This is a genomic window from Sphingobacterium sp. DR205 (assembly GCF_011064245.1).
Classification (GTDB): domain Bacteria; phylum Bacteroidota; class Bacteroidia; order Sphingobacteriales; family Sphingobacteriaceae; genus Sphingobacterium; species Sphingobacterium athyrii.
On record NZ_CP049333.1, the window covers coordinates 2,125,761 to 2,145,597 of the forward strand.

General features: G+C 40.4%; 16 protein-coding genes and 1 pseudogene. 11 read left to right on the forward strand and 6 right to left on the reverse strand.

The features are described 5' to 3' along the window. The first annotated feature begins 109 nt into the window (after positions 1 to 109). On the forward strand, positions 110 to 298 hold the full coding sequence (locus G6053_RS08800) for a hypothetical protein (RefSeq protein WP_108632445.1): 189 nt from the start codon (positions 110 to 112) through the stop codon (positions 296 to 298). 90 nt (positions 299 to 388) lie between these two features. On the opposite strand, the gene G6053_RS08805 is transcribed toward G6053_RS08800, so the two are convergent. Next, the gene (locus tag G6053_RS08805) at positions 389 to 2,818 is read right to left on the reverse strand and encodes a TonB-dependent receptor (RefSeq protein WP_241254957.1); all 2,430 of its coding nucleotides are present in this window, start codon (positions 2,816 to 2,818) and stop codon (positions 389 to 391) included. Between the two features lie 593 nt (positions 2,819 to 3,411). On the opposite strand from G6053_RS08805, the gene G6053_RS08810 reads away from it, so the two are divergent. Then, positions 3,412 to 4,410: a hypothetical protein gene (locus tag G6053_RS08810; protein ID WP_165306215.1), complete on the forward strand. Its 999-nt coding sequence runs from the start codon at positions 3,412 to 3,414 to the stop codon at positions 4,408 to 4,410. 53 nt (positions 4,411 to 4,463) lie between these two features. Here the strand turns inward: G6053_RS08810 and G6053_RS30895 are convergent, their stop codons facing one another. Both G6053_RS30895 and G6053_RS08815 read right to left on the reverse strand, forming a co-directional pair. Then, complete coding sequence (locus G6053_RS30895; RefSeq protein WP_277603203.1) at positions 4,464 to 4,586, reverse strand: hypothetical protein; 123 nt, start codon at positions 4,584 to 4,586, stop codon at positions 4,464 to 4,466. Between the two features lie 219 nt (positions 4,587 to 4,805). Then, complete coding sequence (locus tag G6053_RS08815) at positions 4,806 to 5,213, reverse strand: hypothetical protein (RefSeq protein ID WP_165306216.1); 408 nt, start codon at positions 5,211 to 5,213, stop codon at positions 4,806 to 4,808. Positions 5,214 to 5,496: 283 nt separating this feature from the next. Between G6053_RS08815 and G6053_RS08820 the strand changes: the two genes are divergently transcribed. The 3 genes from G6053_RS08820 (at position 5,497) to G6053_RS08830 (ending at position 7,379) form a co-directional block, all read left to right on the forward strand. After that, the gene (locus G6053_RS08820) at positions 5,497 to 6,063 is read left to right on the forward strand and encodes a cyclic nucleotide-binding domain-containing protein (RefSeq protein ID WP_165306217.1); all 567 of its coding nucleotides are present in this window, start codon (positions 5,497 to 5,499) and stop codon (positions 6,061 to 6,063) included. A 55-nt stretch (positions 6,064 to 6,118) separates the two neighbouring features. Beyond that, a complete protein-coding gene (locus tag G6053_RS08825) occupies positions 6,119 to 6,568 on the forward strand; it encodes a hypothetical protein (protein WP_165306218.1) in 450 nt (149 codons plus the stop codon). Between the two features lie 100 nt (positions 6,569 to 6,668). Next, on the forward strand, positions 6,669 to 7,379 hold the full coding sequence (locus tag G6053_RS08830) for an HAD-IA family hydrolase (protein ID WP_165306219.1): 711 nt from the start codon (positions 6,669 to 6,671) through the stop codon (positions 7,377 to 7,379). 110 nt (positions 7,380 to 7,489) lie between these two features. Here G6053_RS08830 and G6053_RS08835 read toward each other — a convergent pair whose 3' ends face one another. From G6053_RS08835 to G6053_RS08845, 3 genes are all read right to left on the reverse strand, one after another. Further along, the gene (locus G6053_RS08835; RefSeq protein ID WP_165306220.1) at positions 7,490 to 10,018 is read right to left on the reverse strand and encodes an outer membrane beta-barrel family protein; all 2,529 of its coding nucleotides are present in this window, start codon (positions 10,016 to 10,018) and stop codon (positions 7,490 to 7,492) included. Positions 10,019 to 10,143: 125 nt separating this feature from the next. Continuing rightward, on the reverse strand, positions 10,144 to 10,869 hold the full coding sequence (locus G6053_RS08840) for a LytTR family DNA-binding domain-containing protein (protein WP_165306221.1): 726 nt from the start codon (positions 10,867 to 10,869) through the stop codon (positions 10,144 to 10,146). Then, positions 10,859 to 11,899: a histidine kinase gene (locus G6053_RS08845; RefSeq protein WP_108632438.1), complete on the reverse strand. Its 1,041-nt coding sequence runs from the start codon at positions 11,897 to 11,899 to the stop codon at positions 10,859 to 10,861. The genes G6053_RS08840 and G6053_RS08845 overlap by 11 nt, the downstream gene beginning before the upstream one ends. 233 nt (positions 11,900 to 12,132) lie before the next feature. On the opposite strand from G6053_RS08845, the pseudogene G6053_RS08850 reads away from it, so the two are divergent. From G6053_RS08850 to G6053_RS08875, 6 genes and pseudogenes are all read left to right on the forward strand, one after another. Continuing rightward, positions 12,133 to 13,091 (forward strand): annotated as a pseudogene (locus tag G6053_RS08850) (aldo/keto reductase). 18 nt (positions 13,092 to 13,109) lie between these two features. After that, complete coding sequence (locus G6053_RS08855; RefSeq protein ID WP_241254958.1) at positions 13,110 to 13,607, forward strand: YdeI/OmpD-associated family protein; 498 nt, start codon at positions 13,110 to 13,112, stop codon at positions 13,605 to 13,607. A 39-nt stretch (positions 13,608 to 13,646) separates the two neighbouring features. Further along, positions 13,647 to 14,630 (forward strand): Gfo/Idh/MocA family oxidoreductase, encoded by a 984-nt coding sequence (locus G6053_RS08860; RefSeq protein ID WP_165306222.1) that lies wholly within the window; start codon positions 13,647 to 13,649, stop codon positions 14,628 to 14,630. Between the two features lie 225 nt (positions 14,631 to 14,855). Next, positions 14,856 to 16,589: an FAD-binding dehydrogenase gene (locus G6053_RS08865; protein WP_206531903.1), complete on the forward strand. Its 1,734-nt coding sequence runs from the start codon at positions 14,856 to 14,858 to the stop codon at positions 16,587 to 16,589. A gap of 164 nt (positions 16,590 to 16,753) precedes the next feature. Further along, a complete protein-coding gene (locus tag G6053_RS08870; protein WP_108632434.1) occupies positions 16,754 to 18,037 on the forward strand; it encodes a Gfo/Idh/MocA family oxidoreductase in 1,284 nt (427 codons plus the stop codon). A gap of 32 nt (positions 18,038 to 18,069) precedes the next feature. Beyond that, the gene (locus G6053_RS08875; RefSeq protein ID WP_206531904.1) at positions 18,070 to 19,836 is read left to right on the forward strand and encodes an alpha-L-fucosidase; all 1,767 of its coding nucleotides are present in this window, start codon (positions 18,070 to 18,072) and stop codon (positions 19,834 to 19,836) included. The last annotated feature ends 1 nt before the right edge of the window (position 19,837 follow it).

Below are 19,837 nucleotides of genomic sequence, written 5' to 3' on the forward strand. Positions count from 1 at the left end.
ACGAATCATAAATCATCTAAGACGAATCGTAAGCGGGCGGAAATGGGGGAAAGAAACTCTTTATATTTGCATCAAAAATTGTTGTAGCTGTATCCCATGTGTCAATATTATGGAAATTATTAAAGCATTTATCACTTATTTGGTTACTTACGCCATTACTTATTATGGTATTATGTATTTACTTTCCGATCACTTTTTGGTCAGTACGCTAAATATTGGAATTTCTGCGTTGACTGCGACATCCATTACTGCTTTATTGTCAACCAATCTTTTAAAAAGAAATAAAAATGAAGCATAAAGTTCTATTGTTTGGAATCCGGAAAATAGAAAAAAAGGACGCTTTTTTGTGCAAAAGCGTCCTCTTCTAGATCTAAAAAAATAGTCTCATCTATCTTTTTTCAAATTTATACGACAACGTTGCCATAAAACCGCGCGGTGGAATTGGATTCACACTATAATTTTCGTGGATGTAATAATTAAATGCATTGGTAATATTAGACAGTTTTCCAAGAATACTCCAGTTTTTATAGCCGTATCCAGCAGAAAAGTCAATAGTTGTAAATGGACTGACAGAAATCAGACGATTTACACCATCCCGGATATTTGCTTTCGTATTGTTCCATCCGGCATTGCGTCTTCCGGTATAGAACGAAGAGAATCCTAGTTTGAGTCCCTTCAAGCTGCCATTTTGCAAGGTATAAAATATGGTTCCATTTGCGGTGTGAGGTGTAGACCCGACCTGTCTTTCTTCCTCGGCGTTCCCCATCTCACTAGTCTTTGTATATCTTCTAAAATTATAACTATAACCGGCAATAATATTTAACCCTTCTGTAAGCTGTCCACGTAAATCCAGCTCAACACCGTCCGATGCTGTTTCTCCGGTGAATTCTTTCATCAGCGCATCCTTGATCGTGCCATCTTCTGAAATAATCGCTTGGGCGAATCTATTATTTTTAATTCGATATACGGAAGCATTCGCTGTCAAACGGCCATTCATAAACTCATTTTTTACACCGAATTCATATTGATCGATGATGGAAGGTCCTAATGAACGATATTCACGATCGTATCCAGAGTTAGCCTCGAAGTTGCTTGCATAAGTCACAAATATGCTTGAACTAGAAATCGGTTGGTAAATAAGACCAAATTTAGGAGACCATGCTTTATCAATTTTTGGACCTGCAGGTTTATTTTCAGTCAACGTATGGTTTCCCTGGTTATCTATGATCCTGGACTCCGGAGTTTTTTGATAGGTGTATCTTACTCCTGCTAAAACCTTGAATTTTTCCGATAGTTCAATTAAATCTTGCACAAATACACCTGAACGGTAAATATCTGTTCTCGTGGAATTCTTGAAGAATGCATCTGGGATATCCGTACGTTCTCCTCCCGGTTGATAGATGTTTATGAGGTCATAGACTTTTGTCTTTCCATCTACACCGATTACATTTCCTTTATCGGAAATTGTAAAAGCAAAGTTCTTAACATCGGATTGATCAGCATCAGCACCGACCAATATGGTATGTTTAATTCCTGCAGTATAAAATTTACCGGTCAAATTTACCTGCTGATTCATGGTGATTTCTTTAGATCTCGTTTTATTCAAAGCAATGTTTAAGTCGCCGTTTGCTTGAATCTGCACTCGTTCTGCACCGAAGTAATCTCTATTGTAGGATTGGGCACCCAATGCGATATTTAGCTTCCAATTGTCATTAAATTTGTGATTTAACGCGGTTTGGAAATTAGCCTGCTCGGTATTATTAAAAGCCCAAACTGTATTAAGAAATCTCTTTCTTCCAATAGATTGATCGATTTTACCATCAATGGTGCCGATACCAAAATCAGGCGTATTGTTCGCCTTCATGTAATCTCCGTTTATTTCAATCTCGGTCTTTTCCGAAGCTTTTATGAGTAATGAAGGGTTTACGTAGGTCCGTTTATTTTCGACGACATCACGAAAACTTTTTGCGTTTTCATAAGTTCCTATCAGTCGAAATGCTACAGTATTGGATAATGGTCCATAGACATCAACAGTCGGCTTGTAGAAATCATAGCTCCCAGTTCGGAAACTAACCTCTCCGCCATAGTTGAATTTAGGTTTTTTAGTGACCATATTGATAACTGCTCCGCCGCTTACACCGCCATATAATAGCGCTGCACTACCTTTTAAGATTTCTATGGATTCCAAGGTTGAGGCTTCTATAGATGCACTATTATTTGTTCTGATTCCATTCTTAAAAATATTGTTCGCGCCTAAACTATAACCCCTAGCGTAGAAATTTTCATTGACGCCACCTCGGTTGGCACCTAAGGCAACACCATTTGCATTTTTGAGTGCATCACTTAACCGATTCACCTGTTGGTCGGCAATAACCTGTTCATTGATGATCTGTACACTTTGTGGTAAGTCTTTATCAATAATGCCAGCTTTTCCAACATGGACTGTTTGGTTGTTATGGGAGTTGTATCCAAGTACCTCAACCTGCTCCAACTGGGACTCAGAAATATTCATCGCGATATTAACTGTTGAAGCCTTACCGTCTTTAACCGTCACTTTCTGTTCTGTAATCGCATTTCCTATACTTTTGATCCGAAGGGTATATGTTCCATCCGGAAGATTGGAAAATTGAAAACTGCCATCAGAAGAAGTCGAAGTTGATTTACCTAGTCCCATAATGGTTACTGTTGCTGACTCAATTGGTACGCCGTTTTTCGTTTTTACACGTCCATGTAGCCCTTTACTTTGAGCCGAAACATCCAGATGCATGGCCCCCACCAATCCTAAACTTAAGATAAGCCCCAGAAAAGATCCTTTCATTGTTAATATTGAATTAGTCTAAATTATTTGTCGGCGCAAACATACAATTATTTCCAGTTATTTAGACTGATTTAAAATAAAAAAAATCATTTTTATCTGGCTTGCTGCCGGAGCGATGCAAATGGCTGATAAGCCTGTTGTTGGTCAACTCCCCCTTAATGGTTGTCATAGATCAGCGATCATCTGCAGACATAGGGTATTTACGAATCGTAAATCACAAAGACGGATTGTAAATAGATGGTATACAGGCGAAATAGACTTTATATATTTGAAATAGGAGATCAACACGTTACTGGCAACGGTATAGCTGTTTTTCATTAGGTTAGAAGAAAGCCGTTCGGAATTCCCCGTTTCAGCGGCTTTCGCTTTTTAAGAATTTTCGACTTTGATGATTACTTCTATCTTCTGATGGTGGCACAAGATGCTGTCCCCGTGCTTGTGAAGATGTTTTTTTTATTCATTTGTTATTCTGATTTTTATATAGGTTAGAACAGTATTTTTCTATATCTTTGATAGAGAACCAAAAGCCTTTAGCCTTGCCGCTGTTAGTACGGAAATATTTTGACTTTTGGAGAACGGGTAATTTTTGAATCATGAAATATTTTTTTGTACTATTGCTCGGTTTGTTTTTATTGTCCAGTTGTGACAAGGAGGAAGTTGATCATGATTCCATGGAGATCGATGGAAGTACATTTGCAAAAAAAAATCAATTTATTAGTCGTTCTGTTGGTTTTTCGGTAAACCAGCTCTATGTGGATCAGACCGTAGACAAAAATTTTTATTTGGGAACGGTGTGGGGACTGAAAGATACCATGCCTACCGTTGGATTAACTCCCTTGCGCAGTCATTATAAGCCGTTTAAAATCACATTAGTGCCCACGACTCCCGTTATTCCAAGTGTGAAGATCGCACCTACGTTCGAAAGTATTCGTTCTTATGCCCGAAAAAATAAAAGTTCAGAACCCGCTATGTCGGGGTTTTCTGTGACAGATTTCTTTGATTATGAGTCGATTCGCTATCATCTCAATAATAGTCCTGACGTAGACAGTGTCCTAAAGCTTGTGGAACACCATGATTCAACCACAATTAAAAGAGCATATAGCTGTTTGATGCGTAGTGAAAATATCTCGTTTTCATTAATGGCGCAACTCAATGAATTTTCGTCTGCCTTTCGAAGTAAGGATGTCGTTCAGCTAATGCAGGATGGGTTTAATCCCTATTATATGAATGTTGTGAATTACGGTACTCATGTGATTATGATGGGGGAGAGTGATTTTCCGCGAATTGATTTTAAAAACGCACTCGATAAATTGCTGAGCGGTCAACCATTGACTGAAAAGGAGGAAACGATCCTAAACGCTTCGGATCTGTTGATTTATTTACGCGGGGGCAAAAAAGAAAGCTTTATCAAACGTGCAAACGGTCTAGAAGGAATAGTAAAATTGGTAAAGGAATTTAATAAAGAGTTTGAAAAGCAAAGTAATTCATTTGATTTTCCCATAAGCTATTCACTTCGGAGTCTTGACGATTTTTCACTTTTGAAGTTTTGGTATTCCTATGATTTTCTTGTTCGCGAGGAAAAGAGTAATTGAATGCACTAGGGATGGTTTGTCGCTTTTTTCTTGCAATCTTAAACTGAATTTGTTTAAATTGCCTTACGAATTGTGACATAACCAGCTCTTCTGGTCAGATAAAGGTGTTGGTTCCAGGCGTCGACCCAATCTTGGGCAAGAGCTATTGGCTGATAAAAATCACTTGCTGTATCCATGCTGTATTAAAAAAAATGTATACCAATTGTATTTGACTAGTTTATTAAGTTGTTAAAGCAATATACATAATTTAACTGTTTTTATTACCGGGGCGGATGGGGCATTCGCGTTGAGCCTCCCTATTGCCCGGACTGCCAATTTGAACAAACGTTTGCGTTTTGATCAAAGTTGACAATATTGATAATTCTCGTACAAAAGCCTTCCGATTGAAGAGCTGTCTATCGGCTGTTTGGATATTCCTGTATCCAATGAAAAGAATGTTTTTTTAATTCCAATTGTTTGGGATCCTGTTTGATAAGCTTAATTTTTTCCATACTGTTTTCAACAGTTTTCGTTAATAAGATATTTCCATTTTGATCGATTGCATAATCGTATTGATAACTGTTCAATGTGAGTTTATGTTTTTGGGAATCAATTGAGATCGGTAAGGTCTGTGGATTGTAGTCTATATCACGGACAAAAGCATGATCGTTGTCATGCTGAAAAATAATCTGTCGCCATTCTTTTGGGATGGTTTTGATATTCTCATCATTTTTTTCAAAATGGTAGATTCCGTAGAATTGATAAAAATCGTATAATCGTAATGATACCGTAAAATGGTTTTCGCAAACCAGGGAGTAAGCCAATGCATAAGGTCGGTTAGCGGTTTGCTGATGTATCCGAAAATCGGAAAGGCGCCATTATTGAATACAAATAGGAATGAAAAAATGAAAATAAATGAAAATCGGAAGATGAATTTTTTTGATGGGGACCATATTTTGATACTGCTGTCTGGCATAGAAGTCATTATGAAAGTTTATAGTGATTAATTTAATATTTATCCATGAAATTAAGTGCTTAAATAATTAATAAGTTTACGTTTTTTATGTTTGACCAGAAGTTCTTATCTTGTTTTGAAGTATGGATAGCATGGATAAAATCAAAGCGTATTTCGATTCGCTCATTACGATGGAGACGGAGGACTGGGATATTTTTTCGTCGATGCTTACCAAAGCAGTTTTTCCGAAAAGATCACTGATTCTGGAAATAGGTAAAACAGAGCGATACCTGTCTTTTATTGAAAGAGGTATTATTCGGTTCAATATTCCAAAATTAGATTATGATTTTACATTTGGTTTTGCATTTGAAAACTCTTTTGTGAGCGCCTATGATTCATTTCTTACCCAGACACCATCGTCCTATAATCTTGAAGCGATTACAGATTGTGTCTTGTGGCGGATATCTTATGCTGATTTGAATACCGTGTATAAAACGACACAGGTGGGAAATTTTATCGGTCGTAAGGCAATCGAAGATATATTTTTGAAGAAAATGAAACGCGAATTCACCCTTCTTGAAGATTCAGCCAAGACAAGGTATCTCAATCTGATGCGAGAACAGCCTGAGCTGATTAAAAATATTCCTTTAAAATATCTTGCATCATATATCGGAATCAGACCTCAGTCACTGAGTAGGATCCGGAAGGAAATTTCTTAACAATTGTTCATTGATAGGGAACAGGAAGGCCTATAGCTTTGAATAAAAAAAGATTATGAAACCACTTTTTGTTTTACTTATTGTTTTTATCATTGGCAACTTGGTTATACGACAATACAGAGGCTATATGGATTACCATCTGGCAGGGATGATCGCTTTAGCTGCAACCTTATTGTTCACCTCACTGGGACACCTAATCTACACAAAAGGTATGATGCTGATGCTTCCTGATTTTATTCCATTGAAAAAAGAAATGATCTATTTGACCGGATTATTGGAAGTCATGGCCGCTTTCGGTTTATTTGTACCCTCCCTAAGCCGTCTCACAGGTATACTGTTGATTGTCTTTTTTATCCTTATACTACCGACAAATATACTCGCCAGTATAAGGCACTTAAATTATGAAACAGCAACGTATGATGGGAAAGGTACCGGATATCTATGGTTTCGGATCCCATTTCAGGTATTTTTGATTTGCTGGACTTATTATTTTGTACTGTGTTAACTTGTGTCTTCTTAACTTAAATATAGCAATAAGTTAACATTTAAAAGTTTAGTTTTATTTAACAATTTTTTATGTTTGCTAAACATTTAATAGTAAATAGATGAGAGAAGCGATCAAGATGGTGGTATTTGACATGGCAGGTACTACCGTAAATGAGAATAATATAGTTTATAAGACACTTCGCCATGCGATTAATGAAATCGGTGGTTATGAACTTCCACTGACGGAAGTCTTGGAGCATGGAGCGGGGAAAGAAAAATTACAGGCCATTAAGACCGTCTTAAAAAAATGTGTGAACGTGGAAGACGAGCAACTGGCCGAGAAGATATTCCAATCATTTTTACAAGCACTTGAGAAAGCTTATGAGGTGGAAGATATTTATCCGAATTCAAACGCCAATGAACTTTTTGCGGTTTTGAAGGACATGAATATACTTTGCGTGTTGAATACAGGGTATGACCGAAAAACAGCAGAATCTCTTCTGAAAAAGCTTAACTGGGTTGTCGGACGGGATATTGATGCATTGATTACGGCATCCGATGTACCTAAAAATAGACCTTACCCAGATATGATTGATCTTGCAAGAGCCAATTTTTCAATTTCAGATCCCACAACTGTTGTGAAAATAGGGGATTCAATTATTGATATTCAGGAAGGGCAGAATGCTGGTTGTGCTTTAAGTATTGGTATTACGACAGGAGCTCACCACGCTGATCAGCTAAAGTCAGCCAATCCGGATTATATCATAGATGATTTATTGGAAATTGTACCGATTATAAAGAAATACAATATCCCGAGTCAGGTGGTTTAATAAATGTCAGTTGGTTTAATAAATAAAGATAATATAAAAAGAATTACAGCAGAAAGAGACCATCCACTTGGTCTCTTTCTGCTGTAATAGATCCATCTAAATGTGCGTATCTATTGCATCTGTATCCCTTCCATCGAATTTTGGTTTTTATTTTTCTTGAACATATTCATGTCCATTTTGCCAAAACGATAGGAAAGGTTCAATTTGACAAGCTGCGGATTGGAGAGTCGATAATAGTTTTGGTAGAAACCATCACCTGACGAGACTATGGTATTGCCGCGGGTCCTAAAAATATCGTTTACAGCCAATGTCACGGAAGCAGCCTGGTTTTTCAAGAAACTCTTCTTGATGGCAAAATCAATTCCATAAAAAGGCTTTATGTATCCCTGAGAGGAACTTTGAGCCTGATTCATTGGCGGACCAAAGGTTTGATTTTGTGTGACCGGCATATTTGTTTTCCCTTGATATTCAAAGGCGAGCTGAAGGTTCCAATTCTTTTTCAGGTTGAATGTATTATTTAATTTTCCAAATACGGTCCACATACCTTCCGATGGTGTGTTGTCATCTATTTCAATTTTTGAATTGTAGAAATTGAGGTCAGCTGTAAGGTCCCACCATTTTTTTAAATTATTGGTGTAGGTAAACTCCGCCCCATAGTTTTTGCTGGAATTTGCATTAATATAGGTATTGATGAAATCCATTTTATCGGTAATGGGATTGAGTTCCTGAGTCAGGAAACGGGTGATCAGGTTCGTGGTTTTTTTGTAGTAAACCGAAGCCAGGAAGGTGCCTTTACCGTGTGTCCGGCTATAAGACAATTCACCAGAAGTAGTAAACTCCGGAACGAGGTCCGGATTACCGCGCGTGATATTTAAGCTGTCTGTATAATCAACAAATGGAATTAACTGAAAAAAGTTAGGACGATTGACACGGCGGGTGACACTCATCTGTAGCTGATCTTTCTCTGTCAGTTTCTTGCTCAGGAATAGTGAAGGAAAGAGACTGACCGGATAACTGTTGTGGAATTTTTGGTTTGTGTTGATTAATTCACCGTCATAGGTGGAATTTTCTACACGCATACCGACTTTATAAGATACCCAATCTTTGAGGTTGCCACCAAGTGAAGCATAAGCTGCATAGACTGTATTCTTGTTGTCGTAATTGGCTGACGCAGCGCTGATGTCTTTATACTCATCTTCACCGCGGGCTTTGAGACTGTTGTTATTCAGGTTTTTGAGCTTGTTGATCTGCGCGCGAACCCCCGTCTCAAGTTTCATCCCATTTTTGAATGGTTTGACATAATCTGCCTGTACGGTCATGAATTTGTTGTCTCCAGAGCCATCGTTTTTTTGGATCTGTGAACCAATGATTCCCCCGTTATCAGCTAAATAATTGGTGGTGTAAGTGCCATTAGATTTGTTTGTTCCACCGAAATAATTGAAGTCCGCAGTCAATTCCTCACCCTCAGTTTTGAATTTCTGAACTAGGCCTGCCTGTAAACCCCTTGGTTTGAAACTACGTTCAGATTCGGAAATTCTATTGCTATTGCCTTGCGATTCCGTTGTTATCATTGTATTTTCATTGGGGCGAAATTTACCTTCGACAAAGATTCCGGCAACAGATACCGTCGTGCGGGGACTAAGGTCATAATCTACTCCGAGCCTCCCAAAGGTGATCATTCCCTTTGTTTTACCCTCGATATCTTGTTTAACGGTAGAATTAACGTCATCAATTGTGCTTTCCCGATAACTATCGCCTTTGGTATTTGTCCGCATACGCATATTCATTCCTGTGAGGGATATGTTGAATTTGTTCTGACGCAAATTGAGACTTCCCATAAAATTGGTTCCGCCGAAACGATCTGCCCCAAGAGTAAGCATACCGTTATAACCCGTTTTTTTATTCTTTTTCAGGATAATATTTAAAATTCCGGCCATACTTCCCGAAGCATCGTATTTGGCAGAAGGATTGGTGATGATTTCGATCTTTTCGATTACATCAGCAGGTATTTGGTCTGGCGTTAGTGTTGTCGGTTTGCCATCTACAAAAATAGTCGGCGCTGCATTCCGGAGTTTGACATTCCCGTCAATATCGACTTGTACAGAAGGCATATTGCGCATGACATCAATAGCGGTACCGCCCGCTGCTACAATATTCTTTTCTACATTGTATACTTTTTTGTCGATATCCATTTCCAATAAAGCTTTACGGCCGGTAACGGTTACCTCTTCCAGCTTTCGATTATCATTCTCCAAAGTGATCGTACCGAGGTCTTTATCCAATACTTTGCCATCGGATCCATATTCGACAGTAATGTCTTTAGCGGTATAACCTACTGAGCTTATTTTTAATTTCCATTTATCTTTAGTGGAGAGCGCGGTAAAATTAAATTTCCCATTGTCGAGTGAGCTCGTGCTTTTGAACAAGATCTCCCGCTCTTTGCCCGTGGACTGATCATGGATCACCCGCAGCAGATTGACGGAAGCCTGTGCGATTGGCTTGCCCTGAAGGTCGGTCAGTTGACCGGAGAGTTTGCCTTCAGCGACGGAGAAACTACTTGGACGGCCACTTGGAGCCGTTTGGGCATGTAATGGGGCAACAGCGGTTGCCAATAGGAGTGCTGCTATAATTTTTTTCATTTTTTCTTTGCTATACGGATCAATAGCCGGTGTTGGACAAATTGACCCCAAGCAAATTTGAAAATGATTTTTATACTATGCAATCATCTGTAGACCGACGAACCAAATGTGTAGACGAATGGCCGTTATCGGATGATGTTATCTTGATTCGATGCAGCTTTCATATGGAACTGCGCCATATTTTTGACATATTTTTTGCCAATAGGTAAAGCGATTTCAGGTAATGTAAGTTTTGCTGGTGTGCAATGTTCGATTCTAGCTTTGTTAACAATAAAAGAATTGTGTATGCGTAGGAAATCGCTTGCTGGTAATAGCTTCTCCATACCACGTAAATTACTTCGGGTTAGCAGCGGGGTCTGCCGGTCAACCAAATAGATTTTTACGTAATCTTTTAAACCTTCGATGTAGCTGATTTCGTTGAGATAAATCTTTGTTTTTTTATATTCCACATGAACGATAATATGGTCTTTTTTGACAACCTGTTTGTTGCGTAGTGTCATGATATCCTCGACTTTGCGGATAGCCGTCATAAGTCGTTCTTTCGAAATAGGCTTCAAAAGGTAGTCTACTGCATTTAATTCAAATCCCTCAACAGCATATTGATGATAAGCTGTTGTAAATATAATTAGGGGTGGATCTTCAAGGTTACGGACAAACTCTGTTCCTAATTGTTCGGGCATCTGGATGTCCAGAAAAATGAGATCCACGGCCTGATTTTTTAGGTATTCAGCAACATCGACAGGGGCATGGAATTTCTGTAGAATTTCAATTTGGTCAAAACTCAATAGGTCATCCTCCAGCAAATTAAGCGCGAATGGTTCGTCATCAATTAGTATACATTTAATCTTCATCTGTCATTAGTCTGAGTGCAACTTCAAAGTATCCATCCGCTGTTCTTTTGATGGATAGATCGTGGCGATTGGGATAAAGCAATTGTAGTCTTCGTTTCACATTTGTTAACCCGATGCCTTCATTTGACCGATGCTCGGTATATTGCAATATTTTGTTCGTAGATTTAAATACGAGTCCTCCCGGAATGTCTATGAATTGAAATTGTATGTTGGGGATATTTTTACTATCCACGCCATATTTGAATGCATTTTCTACAAAATGAATAAACAATAAAGGAGGGATCATTCTGTTCTTGAGGGTACTTTCTATTTTCAGGTCAACTTCCCCCGGAATGGGAAGCCTTAATGTCTGTAAAGCAATGAAATTGCGCATATGGTCAATTTCTTTGAAAAGTTCGACCTTTGGTCCATCGACTTCATAGAGTATATAACGCAGCATTTCGGACAGTTTGACTATTGTACCCTCGGAATCGGGGGATTGTTTGCGGATCAGCCAACGAATATTGTTGAGGGTGTTAAATAAAAAATGTGGACTGATCTGTAGTTTTAAAATAGTCAGTTCTGCGGTAGTCTTTTCTAATGCGATTTGTTTATTAAGTTCTTTTTGTCTTGCCTGTTCATTATAAAGAAAGATCATGGACGAGGTGATCATGCAAAGCGAATAGATAATTCCCGGACCGACAACAAGACGAACAAAAAGTATATTCTCCTTTTTAAAATGAGCTAATTCTCCATTGGGGTTGAAATAGACGATTGCATAATTGAGCATGACGTAGGCTACAAAGCCCAGTGCGATAAATAGGGCAAAAATCTTTCTACGACCAAAGAAATACCTCGGCGCGACAAGGTAACAATGTAGATAAAAATTGCTCGCCAGAAAGATGATATTGGCAAGATGGGATAGTGCCGAATAGATTTTAAAATCAGCGATTTTGTCAGGCTGATAGAGATAGGTAATAAAAGGCAGTAAGAGCAGAATAACCCATATCACAATATGTAAATAGAATTTTCTAAAGAATCTACTGATCATGGGACATTGTTACTTAACGCTGTGCTATTAATGGACGATAATCAAAAATATAAAAATATTTGTGATACCAGCATAGATCTGTTGTGTGGAATGGTATAAATTTTAATTCAATTGTTGCATGTCGAAATATTTCTAGCGCATTGACAGTTATTGCTCAGACTCTTCAAAATAGTTTTGTATTTTGCATATATAAACTTGACAACGTGACATTCAATCCAAACCGATATAATATAATGCCCTACAGGCGATGTGGGAAGAGTGGTATTCAACTTCCGGCTATTTCCCTTGGACTATGGCAGAATTTTGGTGATATTGATCAGAAAGAAGTGTTTAGGCAGACCCTACGTACGGCTTTTGACAACGGTATCACACATTTTGATCTTGCGAATAATTATGGACCGCCTCCCGGCAGTGCGGAGCAAAATTTTGGTGCGATATTGACCACGGATTTTACCGGATACCGGGATGAACTCTTGGTATCGACCAAAGCGGGGTATACGATGTGGGAAGGACCTATGGCGATTGGGGGAGCCGTAAATATGTGATGGCGAGTCTACATCAGAGCTTAAAACGTTTAAAGTTAGACTATATTGATATTTTTTATCATCATAGGCCCGATCCCAATACACCGTTGGAAGAAACCATGTGCGCGTTAAGTGATGTTGTACGACAGGGAAAAGCACTTTATGTAGGCTTATCGAACTATCCCGCGGATTTGGTAACGGAAGCGGCAGCTATATTACGTGATCTGAATTGTCCTTGTTTGATCCACCAACCAAAGTATTCCATGTTGGTGCGTACCCCGGAAGAAGGACTGTTGAACGTGCTGGATGAAGAGGGGATAGGGATTATCGCTTTCTCCCCTTTGGCCCAAGGCCTACTGACCAATAAATACCTACAGGGTAATATTCCAACAGATTCTCGGGCCTCAAAAGAGCATTTTTTAAAGAGTACCGCCATTACATCCGAGCTTGTTACAAAACTGTCTGCTTTGAATGGGCTTGCTGCGCAACGTGGACAATCATTGGCACAGATGGCAATTGCCTGGTTATTGAAGGATCAACGCCTGACATCGGTTTTGGTCGGAGCGAGAAATAGTGCGCAATTGACGGATTCGTTAAAGTCGCTCGAAAATTTAAGTTTTAGTCAGGAAGAGCTTAAACTGATAGAAGCGATTCTATCTACAACTTAATTTTTGGATAAACCATACATGTCGATATATATGTTTGCCTTTAAAGCCAAATTGGAGATAATAGGAATCAACCCTTTTGTTTTTGTGCCCGATGAAATTTTACGTATTCTCTTTGTCGAAGCTGGAGTGGATAAGGGATATATCCCTATTTGCGGGAAGGTAAATGGTAAAGCTTATAAACAGACCTTATTACGGTATAAGGGCGAGTGGCGATTGTATATCAATACCCAGATGTTGGCAAACTCCCCTAAGCGGATCGGTGAACTATTGGAGGTGTCTGTTGTTTTTGATCCCACTGAACGAGGTTTAGCGCCACATCCCGAACTTGAGCGGGCATTGAATGAAAATGAAGTGGCAAAAGCAGTCTTTGACCGTTTGGCACCATCCAAAAGAAAAGAGATTATCCGTTACATTTCTTTCTTGAAGACAGATGAAAGCCGACGTAAAAATATTGAAAAGGCAATCGGATTTTTGCTTGGTAAAAACGCGTTTATCGGGCGCCTGAAACCGGAATAAAAAAGTTTGTTCGAGGATTAGTTCAAAAAATAAATAAAAATGGAAGATGCAAAGGTAAGGTGGGGAATCATAGGGTGCGGCGATGTTACAGAAAAAAAAAGCGGTCCCGCGTTTAATAAAGTTAAAGATAGTAGATTATTGGCTGTAATGCGGAGAGATGCCGCTAAAGCTGCCGATTATGCCCATAGACATCAAGTCCCGCATTGGTATTCGACGGTCGAGGACATGTTGGGCAATCCGGCATTGAATGCCATCTACATTGCTACTCCGCCCTCTTCACATTTTGACTATGCATTGAAGGCCTTAGAAGCCAGAAAAGATGTCTATGTTGAGAAACCGGTTACCTTAAATGCACATGAAGCAAGGCTGCTTTTGGATGTTGTCAGAAAGACTAATGGCAAGTTGGTGGTTGCGCATTATCGAAGACAGTTACCTCTATTTCTCAAAGTAAAAGAGTTGTTAGATGCTGGACAGATAGGAATAATTCGGACTGTTCAGCTCCGGTTATGGCAAAGTCGGTTGCCGGAATTAGTGACCAAGGGGGCGGCAGACTGGCGCACAGACCCAGCAATATCCGGAGGTGGATATTTTTTTGATCTTGCACCACATCAATTGGATCTGATGTTGTATTTTTTTGGCTTGCCGATTTCTTTTGAAGGATTTAGCCAGATCCAGGATGCAGCCTCTGCTGTCGCTGATCACACAACTGGAACTATATTATTTGAGCATCAGGTTGTTTTTAATGGAAGCTGGTGTTTCAATGTCAGGCAAGAAGATCATGTAGATCGCTGTGAGATCATAGGTAGCCGCGGGAAGATTAGCTTCTCCATATTTGGCAATTTGGTAACGGTTCAATCTGATGATGAAGAGAATGAATTTGTATTTGAGCATCCTGAGCATATACAATATCCCATGATCGCTAGTACAGTGGCTTTCTTTGAGGGGAATGGTCCAAATCCTGCACCTATGGAGGAGGCTTTGACGTTAATGGAAATTATTGATTGTTTTGCTAAAATAAAATAAGTGACCATAAAGTAGGCCAACGATAGATTTCAATGCTTTTAGGTGTCGATTCTCATGCTATGCCAGTTCAAAAATTAAACCTAAGGGTGGTGTGTCTTTAAAGCAGGCCGCTTAAATTGCTTTTGTGTATAATTTTAATGATAGTTTGCACTCCTTGTTTACAGATTGAATTTTATTTCTCTTTGTACTTCAGAAGAGAAACAAGTAAATTTAAGGGAACCAAAAGTGAACTTACGCACAAGAACCGTAAAGAATATAGAACCCATTGATATTTATAGTATGCGGATAGAAGAACAATTTAAACCTGATGCCATCATTATCGGGACTGGTCTGGCAGGATTAACTGCGGCAATGGAAATTACCAACGCAGGAAAGAAGGTACTTCTATTGGATCAAGAGACCGAAAGAAATATCGGGGGACAGGCATTCTGGTCTTTTGGCGGTCTATTTTTTATCAATTCACCACAACAGCGTCGTATGGGGATCAAAGATTCTTTGGAGTTGGCACAGCAAGACTGGTTCGGTACCGCAGGTTTTGATAGGGCAGCGGATTACTGGCCCCGTCAATGGGCCGATGCCTACTTGAAATTCGCCGCCGGTGAAAAATATGCATATGTAACGAAGCTAGGTGTTAAATTCATGTTTATGGTAGGCTGGGCTGAGCGTGGAGATGGCCGTGCTTCTGGTCACGGAAACTCGGTTCCCAGATTTCACGTAAGTTGGGGAACTGGAACGGGAGTCGTTAAACCTTTTATAGAAAAGGCCTATACCGCAGAAAAAAATGGACTCTTGCAATTTAAATTTAGACATCGTGTTACGAGGTTGATTACAGAAAATGGTGCTATAAAAGGAGTATTTGGTGATATTTTAGAAGATGATGATAAAGAAAGGGGGGCTGCGACCAATAGAAATGTAATTGACACCTTCGAATATCATGCTCCGCAAGTTGTCGTTGCCTCGGGCGGGCTTGGCGCCAATCACGAACTGGTACGAAAGAACTGGCCTGAACGGCTGGGTACAGCTCCATCCGCGATGATCTCTGGAGTTCCGGCATATGTAGATGGAAAGATGATTGCGGTCGCCGAAGAAATCGGCGCCCATACGATCAATAAAGATCGTATGTGGCATTATACCGAAGGCATACGGAACTGGAATCCGATTTGGCCCAATCATGGTATACGTATTTTACCCGGTCCTTCTTCACTGTGGTTCGATGCGAAAGGAAATAGACTTCCGGCGCCTTTTTTTCCGGGGTTTGATACGTTGGGTACACTAAAGCATATACAAGATAGTGGCTATTCGTATTCCTGGTTTATTTTGACGCAAAAAGTCATCAAAAAGGAATTTGCACTTTCCGGCTCCGAACAAAATCCAGATATTACCAATAGGGATTATAAACTCTTCCTTAAACGGATTTTCGGTAAAAAGGCCCCCGCACCAGTTGAAGCGTTTAAGGAGAATGGGGGGGATTTTATCGTTGCGGACACTTTATCGGAATTGGTCCGAAGAATGAACCTCCTGTCCGGAGATGATCTGTTAAATTACGAATCTATTGAATCACAGATCATGGCAAGAGACCGCGAGTTGGATAACAAATTCTCTAAAGACACGCAGGTCAATTATATCCGTAGTACGCGAAAATATCTCGGTGATCGGCTTGGAAGGGTCTCGTCTCTACACAAGATATTGGATCCGAAGAATGGACCATTGATTGCTGTACGTTTACATGTGCTTACACGTAAGACGTTGGGCGGGATTAAGACAAACCTAGACGCACAGGTTCTGACAGTAGACGACCATATCATCGAAGGACTGTATGCCGCCGGTGAGGTAGCTGGTTTTGGAGGCGGAGGTATGCACGGTTATAGGGCATTGGAAGGGACATTTTTGGGTGGTTGCATTTTTTCGGGCATGAAGGCAGGAAGGCACATCGCCGGAAGACCGATGACCACTTTCTGAAAATGTAAAACTCATTTCAATGGAAAGAGAATTTCCTTATTTTTCCTGATCCTCATGATTAAATGTTATATTAGTTATCTCTAGGGAAAGTGCTGCATGAATCGTCTTTACCAAAAAGATGGTAGATCTAATCAAAATAATACAAAACTAAACCAAATTAAACAATGAAAAGAAAAGATTTTCTCCGTAATACCGGAATCCTGACAGCCTCAGTGCTATTTGCCAATACACCTGTTTTCGGTAGGCAATCTGGAACTGTGCGTGTCGGGCTGGTCGGCGTAAATGGAATGGGCTGGTCTAATCTAAATGCGATATTGAAGGTGCCCGGCGTCCAGTGTACTGCGCTTTGTGACATAGATGAAAATATACTTCGGAATAGGGCCGAAGAGTTAAAAAAACGAGATATTACGGTCAAAACTTATATAGAATATAAAGATCTGCTCAAAGCAAACGATGTGGATGTCGTGATCGTGGCTACGCCAGATCATTGGCATTGCCTACAGATGGTAGATGCGGTTGCAGCGGGAAAAGATGTGTATGTTGAAAAACCTATTGGGAATTCCATTCGGGAATGCGAGCTCATGGTCGCTGCAGCAAAAAAATATAAACGTGTGGTGCAGGTTGGACAATGGCAACGGAGCCAGCAGCATTTTAGGGATGCCATGGCTTTTGTCCATAGTGGAAAACTGGGTAAAATCCGTTTGGTTAAAGCTTGGGCGTATCAAGGTTGGATGAAAAGCATTCCGGTGCTGCCTGATGCTTCGGTTCCTGCCGGTGTTCATTATGACAAGTGGCTTGGGCCAGCTCCAAAACGGGCTTTCAATCCCAATCGTTTTCATTTTAATTTTAGGTGGTACTGGGATTATGCGGGGGGGCTGATGACGGATTGGGGCGTCCATATGCTGGACTATGCCCTGATCGGAATGAAAGTTTCCGATCCGGTATCCGTTATGGCTGCCGGAGGAAAATTTGCTTATCCTGATGATGCGGCTGAAACTCCGGATAGTTTAACCACCGTGTATGAGTTTGACGGATTCAATGTCCAGTGGGAACAGGCAACAGGAATAGATCTAGGGCCTTATCAAAAAACACATGGGGTCGCTTTTATCGGTAATAATGGCACATTGGTGGTCAATCGTGAAGGCTGGGAGGTTATCCCCGAAAAAGGTCGTATGGAGGCTGTTGCTTTTCAACCTTCAAAAGATAATGGACTGGATAAGCATATGGTCAATTTTATAGAAGCTGTTCGCAATAAATCCAGTGAAGGACTGCATGCGCCGATTGAGGCGGGTGCTCATATTGCCATTTTCTCCCAGATGGGGAATATTGCTTATCGAAGCAAAAAGAAGCTGTACTGGGATAAAAATAAGCGCACTTTCAATGATAAGGATGCAGATCGCTATCTGGCTAAAAGTTATCAAAATGGGTATAGTATGCCTAAGGTATAATGTTGTATCCGGATGTATCAAAGTTTTTAGCGATGAGTTTTAAAACGATCGTATTCGGGGTAGCAGTCAGTATATTATGTACACATCATGCCCTTGCACAACGAATGGAAGAGATGTGGGATGGTGCCGGCGGGAAAAGTGCTGTTTCACAAAATAGGGGAAAGCTGTTTCGAGAAGGCAAATATGCCCTATTTATTCATTGGGGTATTTATTCCCAATTAGCAAATAAATGGCAGGGAAAAACCTATTATGGAATCGGAGAATGGCTTATGAACAAGAGCATGGCGAATATTCCCCCTACGGAATATAAGTTGGCAGCGTCTTCTTTTCATCCGGATCAGTTTGATGCCAAGGCTATTGTGCAGCTGGCGAAAGATGCTGGAATGCGTTATATCGTTATTACCAGTAAACACCATGATGGATTTTCGATGTTTCATTCGAAAGTGAACCCATTCAATATTGTTGATGCGACGGATTTTAAACGCGATCCGATGACTGAATTGGCTAAAGCCTGTAAGGAAGGTGGCATTGGTTTTGGATTTTATTATTCTCAAAATCAGGACTGGACTTATCCCGGTGGAAACGGAGGACCCAAGCTGGATGCGCAGGGGAAAGCGAAATCTTTTGACGATTATTTTTGGGAGAAATGTTACCCTGAGGTACAGCAAATTACAACAGGCTATGGCCCTATAGAACTGGTCTGGTTTGATACACCGGGTGGAATGGACAAAAAATATGCACAGAAACTCGTAGAACTCGTGCATAAAAATCAACCTGGCGCTTATGTCTCCGGAAGGGTAGGGCATGGGCTGGGCGATTACTCCACGCTAGGAGATATGGAAGTGCCCAGGGAGAATGTGGATGGTATCTGGGAAACTGTTGATGTGACCAATGATTCCTGGGGTTACGCTTGGTATGATAACAACTGGAAGAGTAGTCAGGAGCTATTGCAACGAACGCTATCAACTGTTGCACGCGGAGGTACCTATATGTTGAACGTAGGTCCGAAACCGGATGGTTCTATTCCGGATCAGGCGGGTTTAGCCCTGCGCAATGCGGGTGCTTGGATCAAACGTTATCCAGAAACCGTATACGGTGCGCAAGCATCGCCCTGGAAACATGCGCTACCCTGGGGCGACGCCACCGTACAGGGGGATCGAATTTCCTTACTGGTCTATCATTGGCCTACCGATGGAGCCTTATACGTTCCGGGATTGAGCAAAGGGGTACAGTCCATCAGACTCATGGGAACGGACAATCAGGAAAAATTAAATTATACGCTTGAAAAGGACTGGCTTAAAATTAACATTCCAAGAATCGCACCTGATAAGATGGTGTCCGTTATTGAGATTAAGGTAGACGGTACGCCGCAGGTCGAAAAAATGCTGGGTGTTGATCCTGCGCTCGAAACCGTTATTCCTGTTAATTTTGGAGAGGTGGTGAACTGTACGAAAGAAGGGAAATCCTGGATGGAGAAATTTGGTGAATGGAAACATGTCGTTCAGGCCAGTAAATGGACAGAAAAAAGCCGGTTATCCTATGAAATAGTTATTGAAAAGCCTGGCTACTATCAGATAGACATGAATTATGCGGGCCAAGGACGGATGGTGTGGCGTATTGAAAATTCGGCAGGAGAACTTGTACAGAACCAACAGGAATCGGCGCATGTATATAATTGGTATCCTTGGGGCTGGATGAAATTCAGCAAGACAGGGCGGTATAAAATTAGTGTTTCGTTGATCGAAGGTAATGGTGATAAGGCGAGTCTAACGGCTCTTCGGTTTAAATATGTGGAATAGG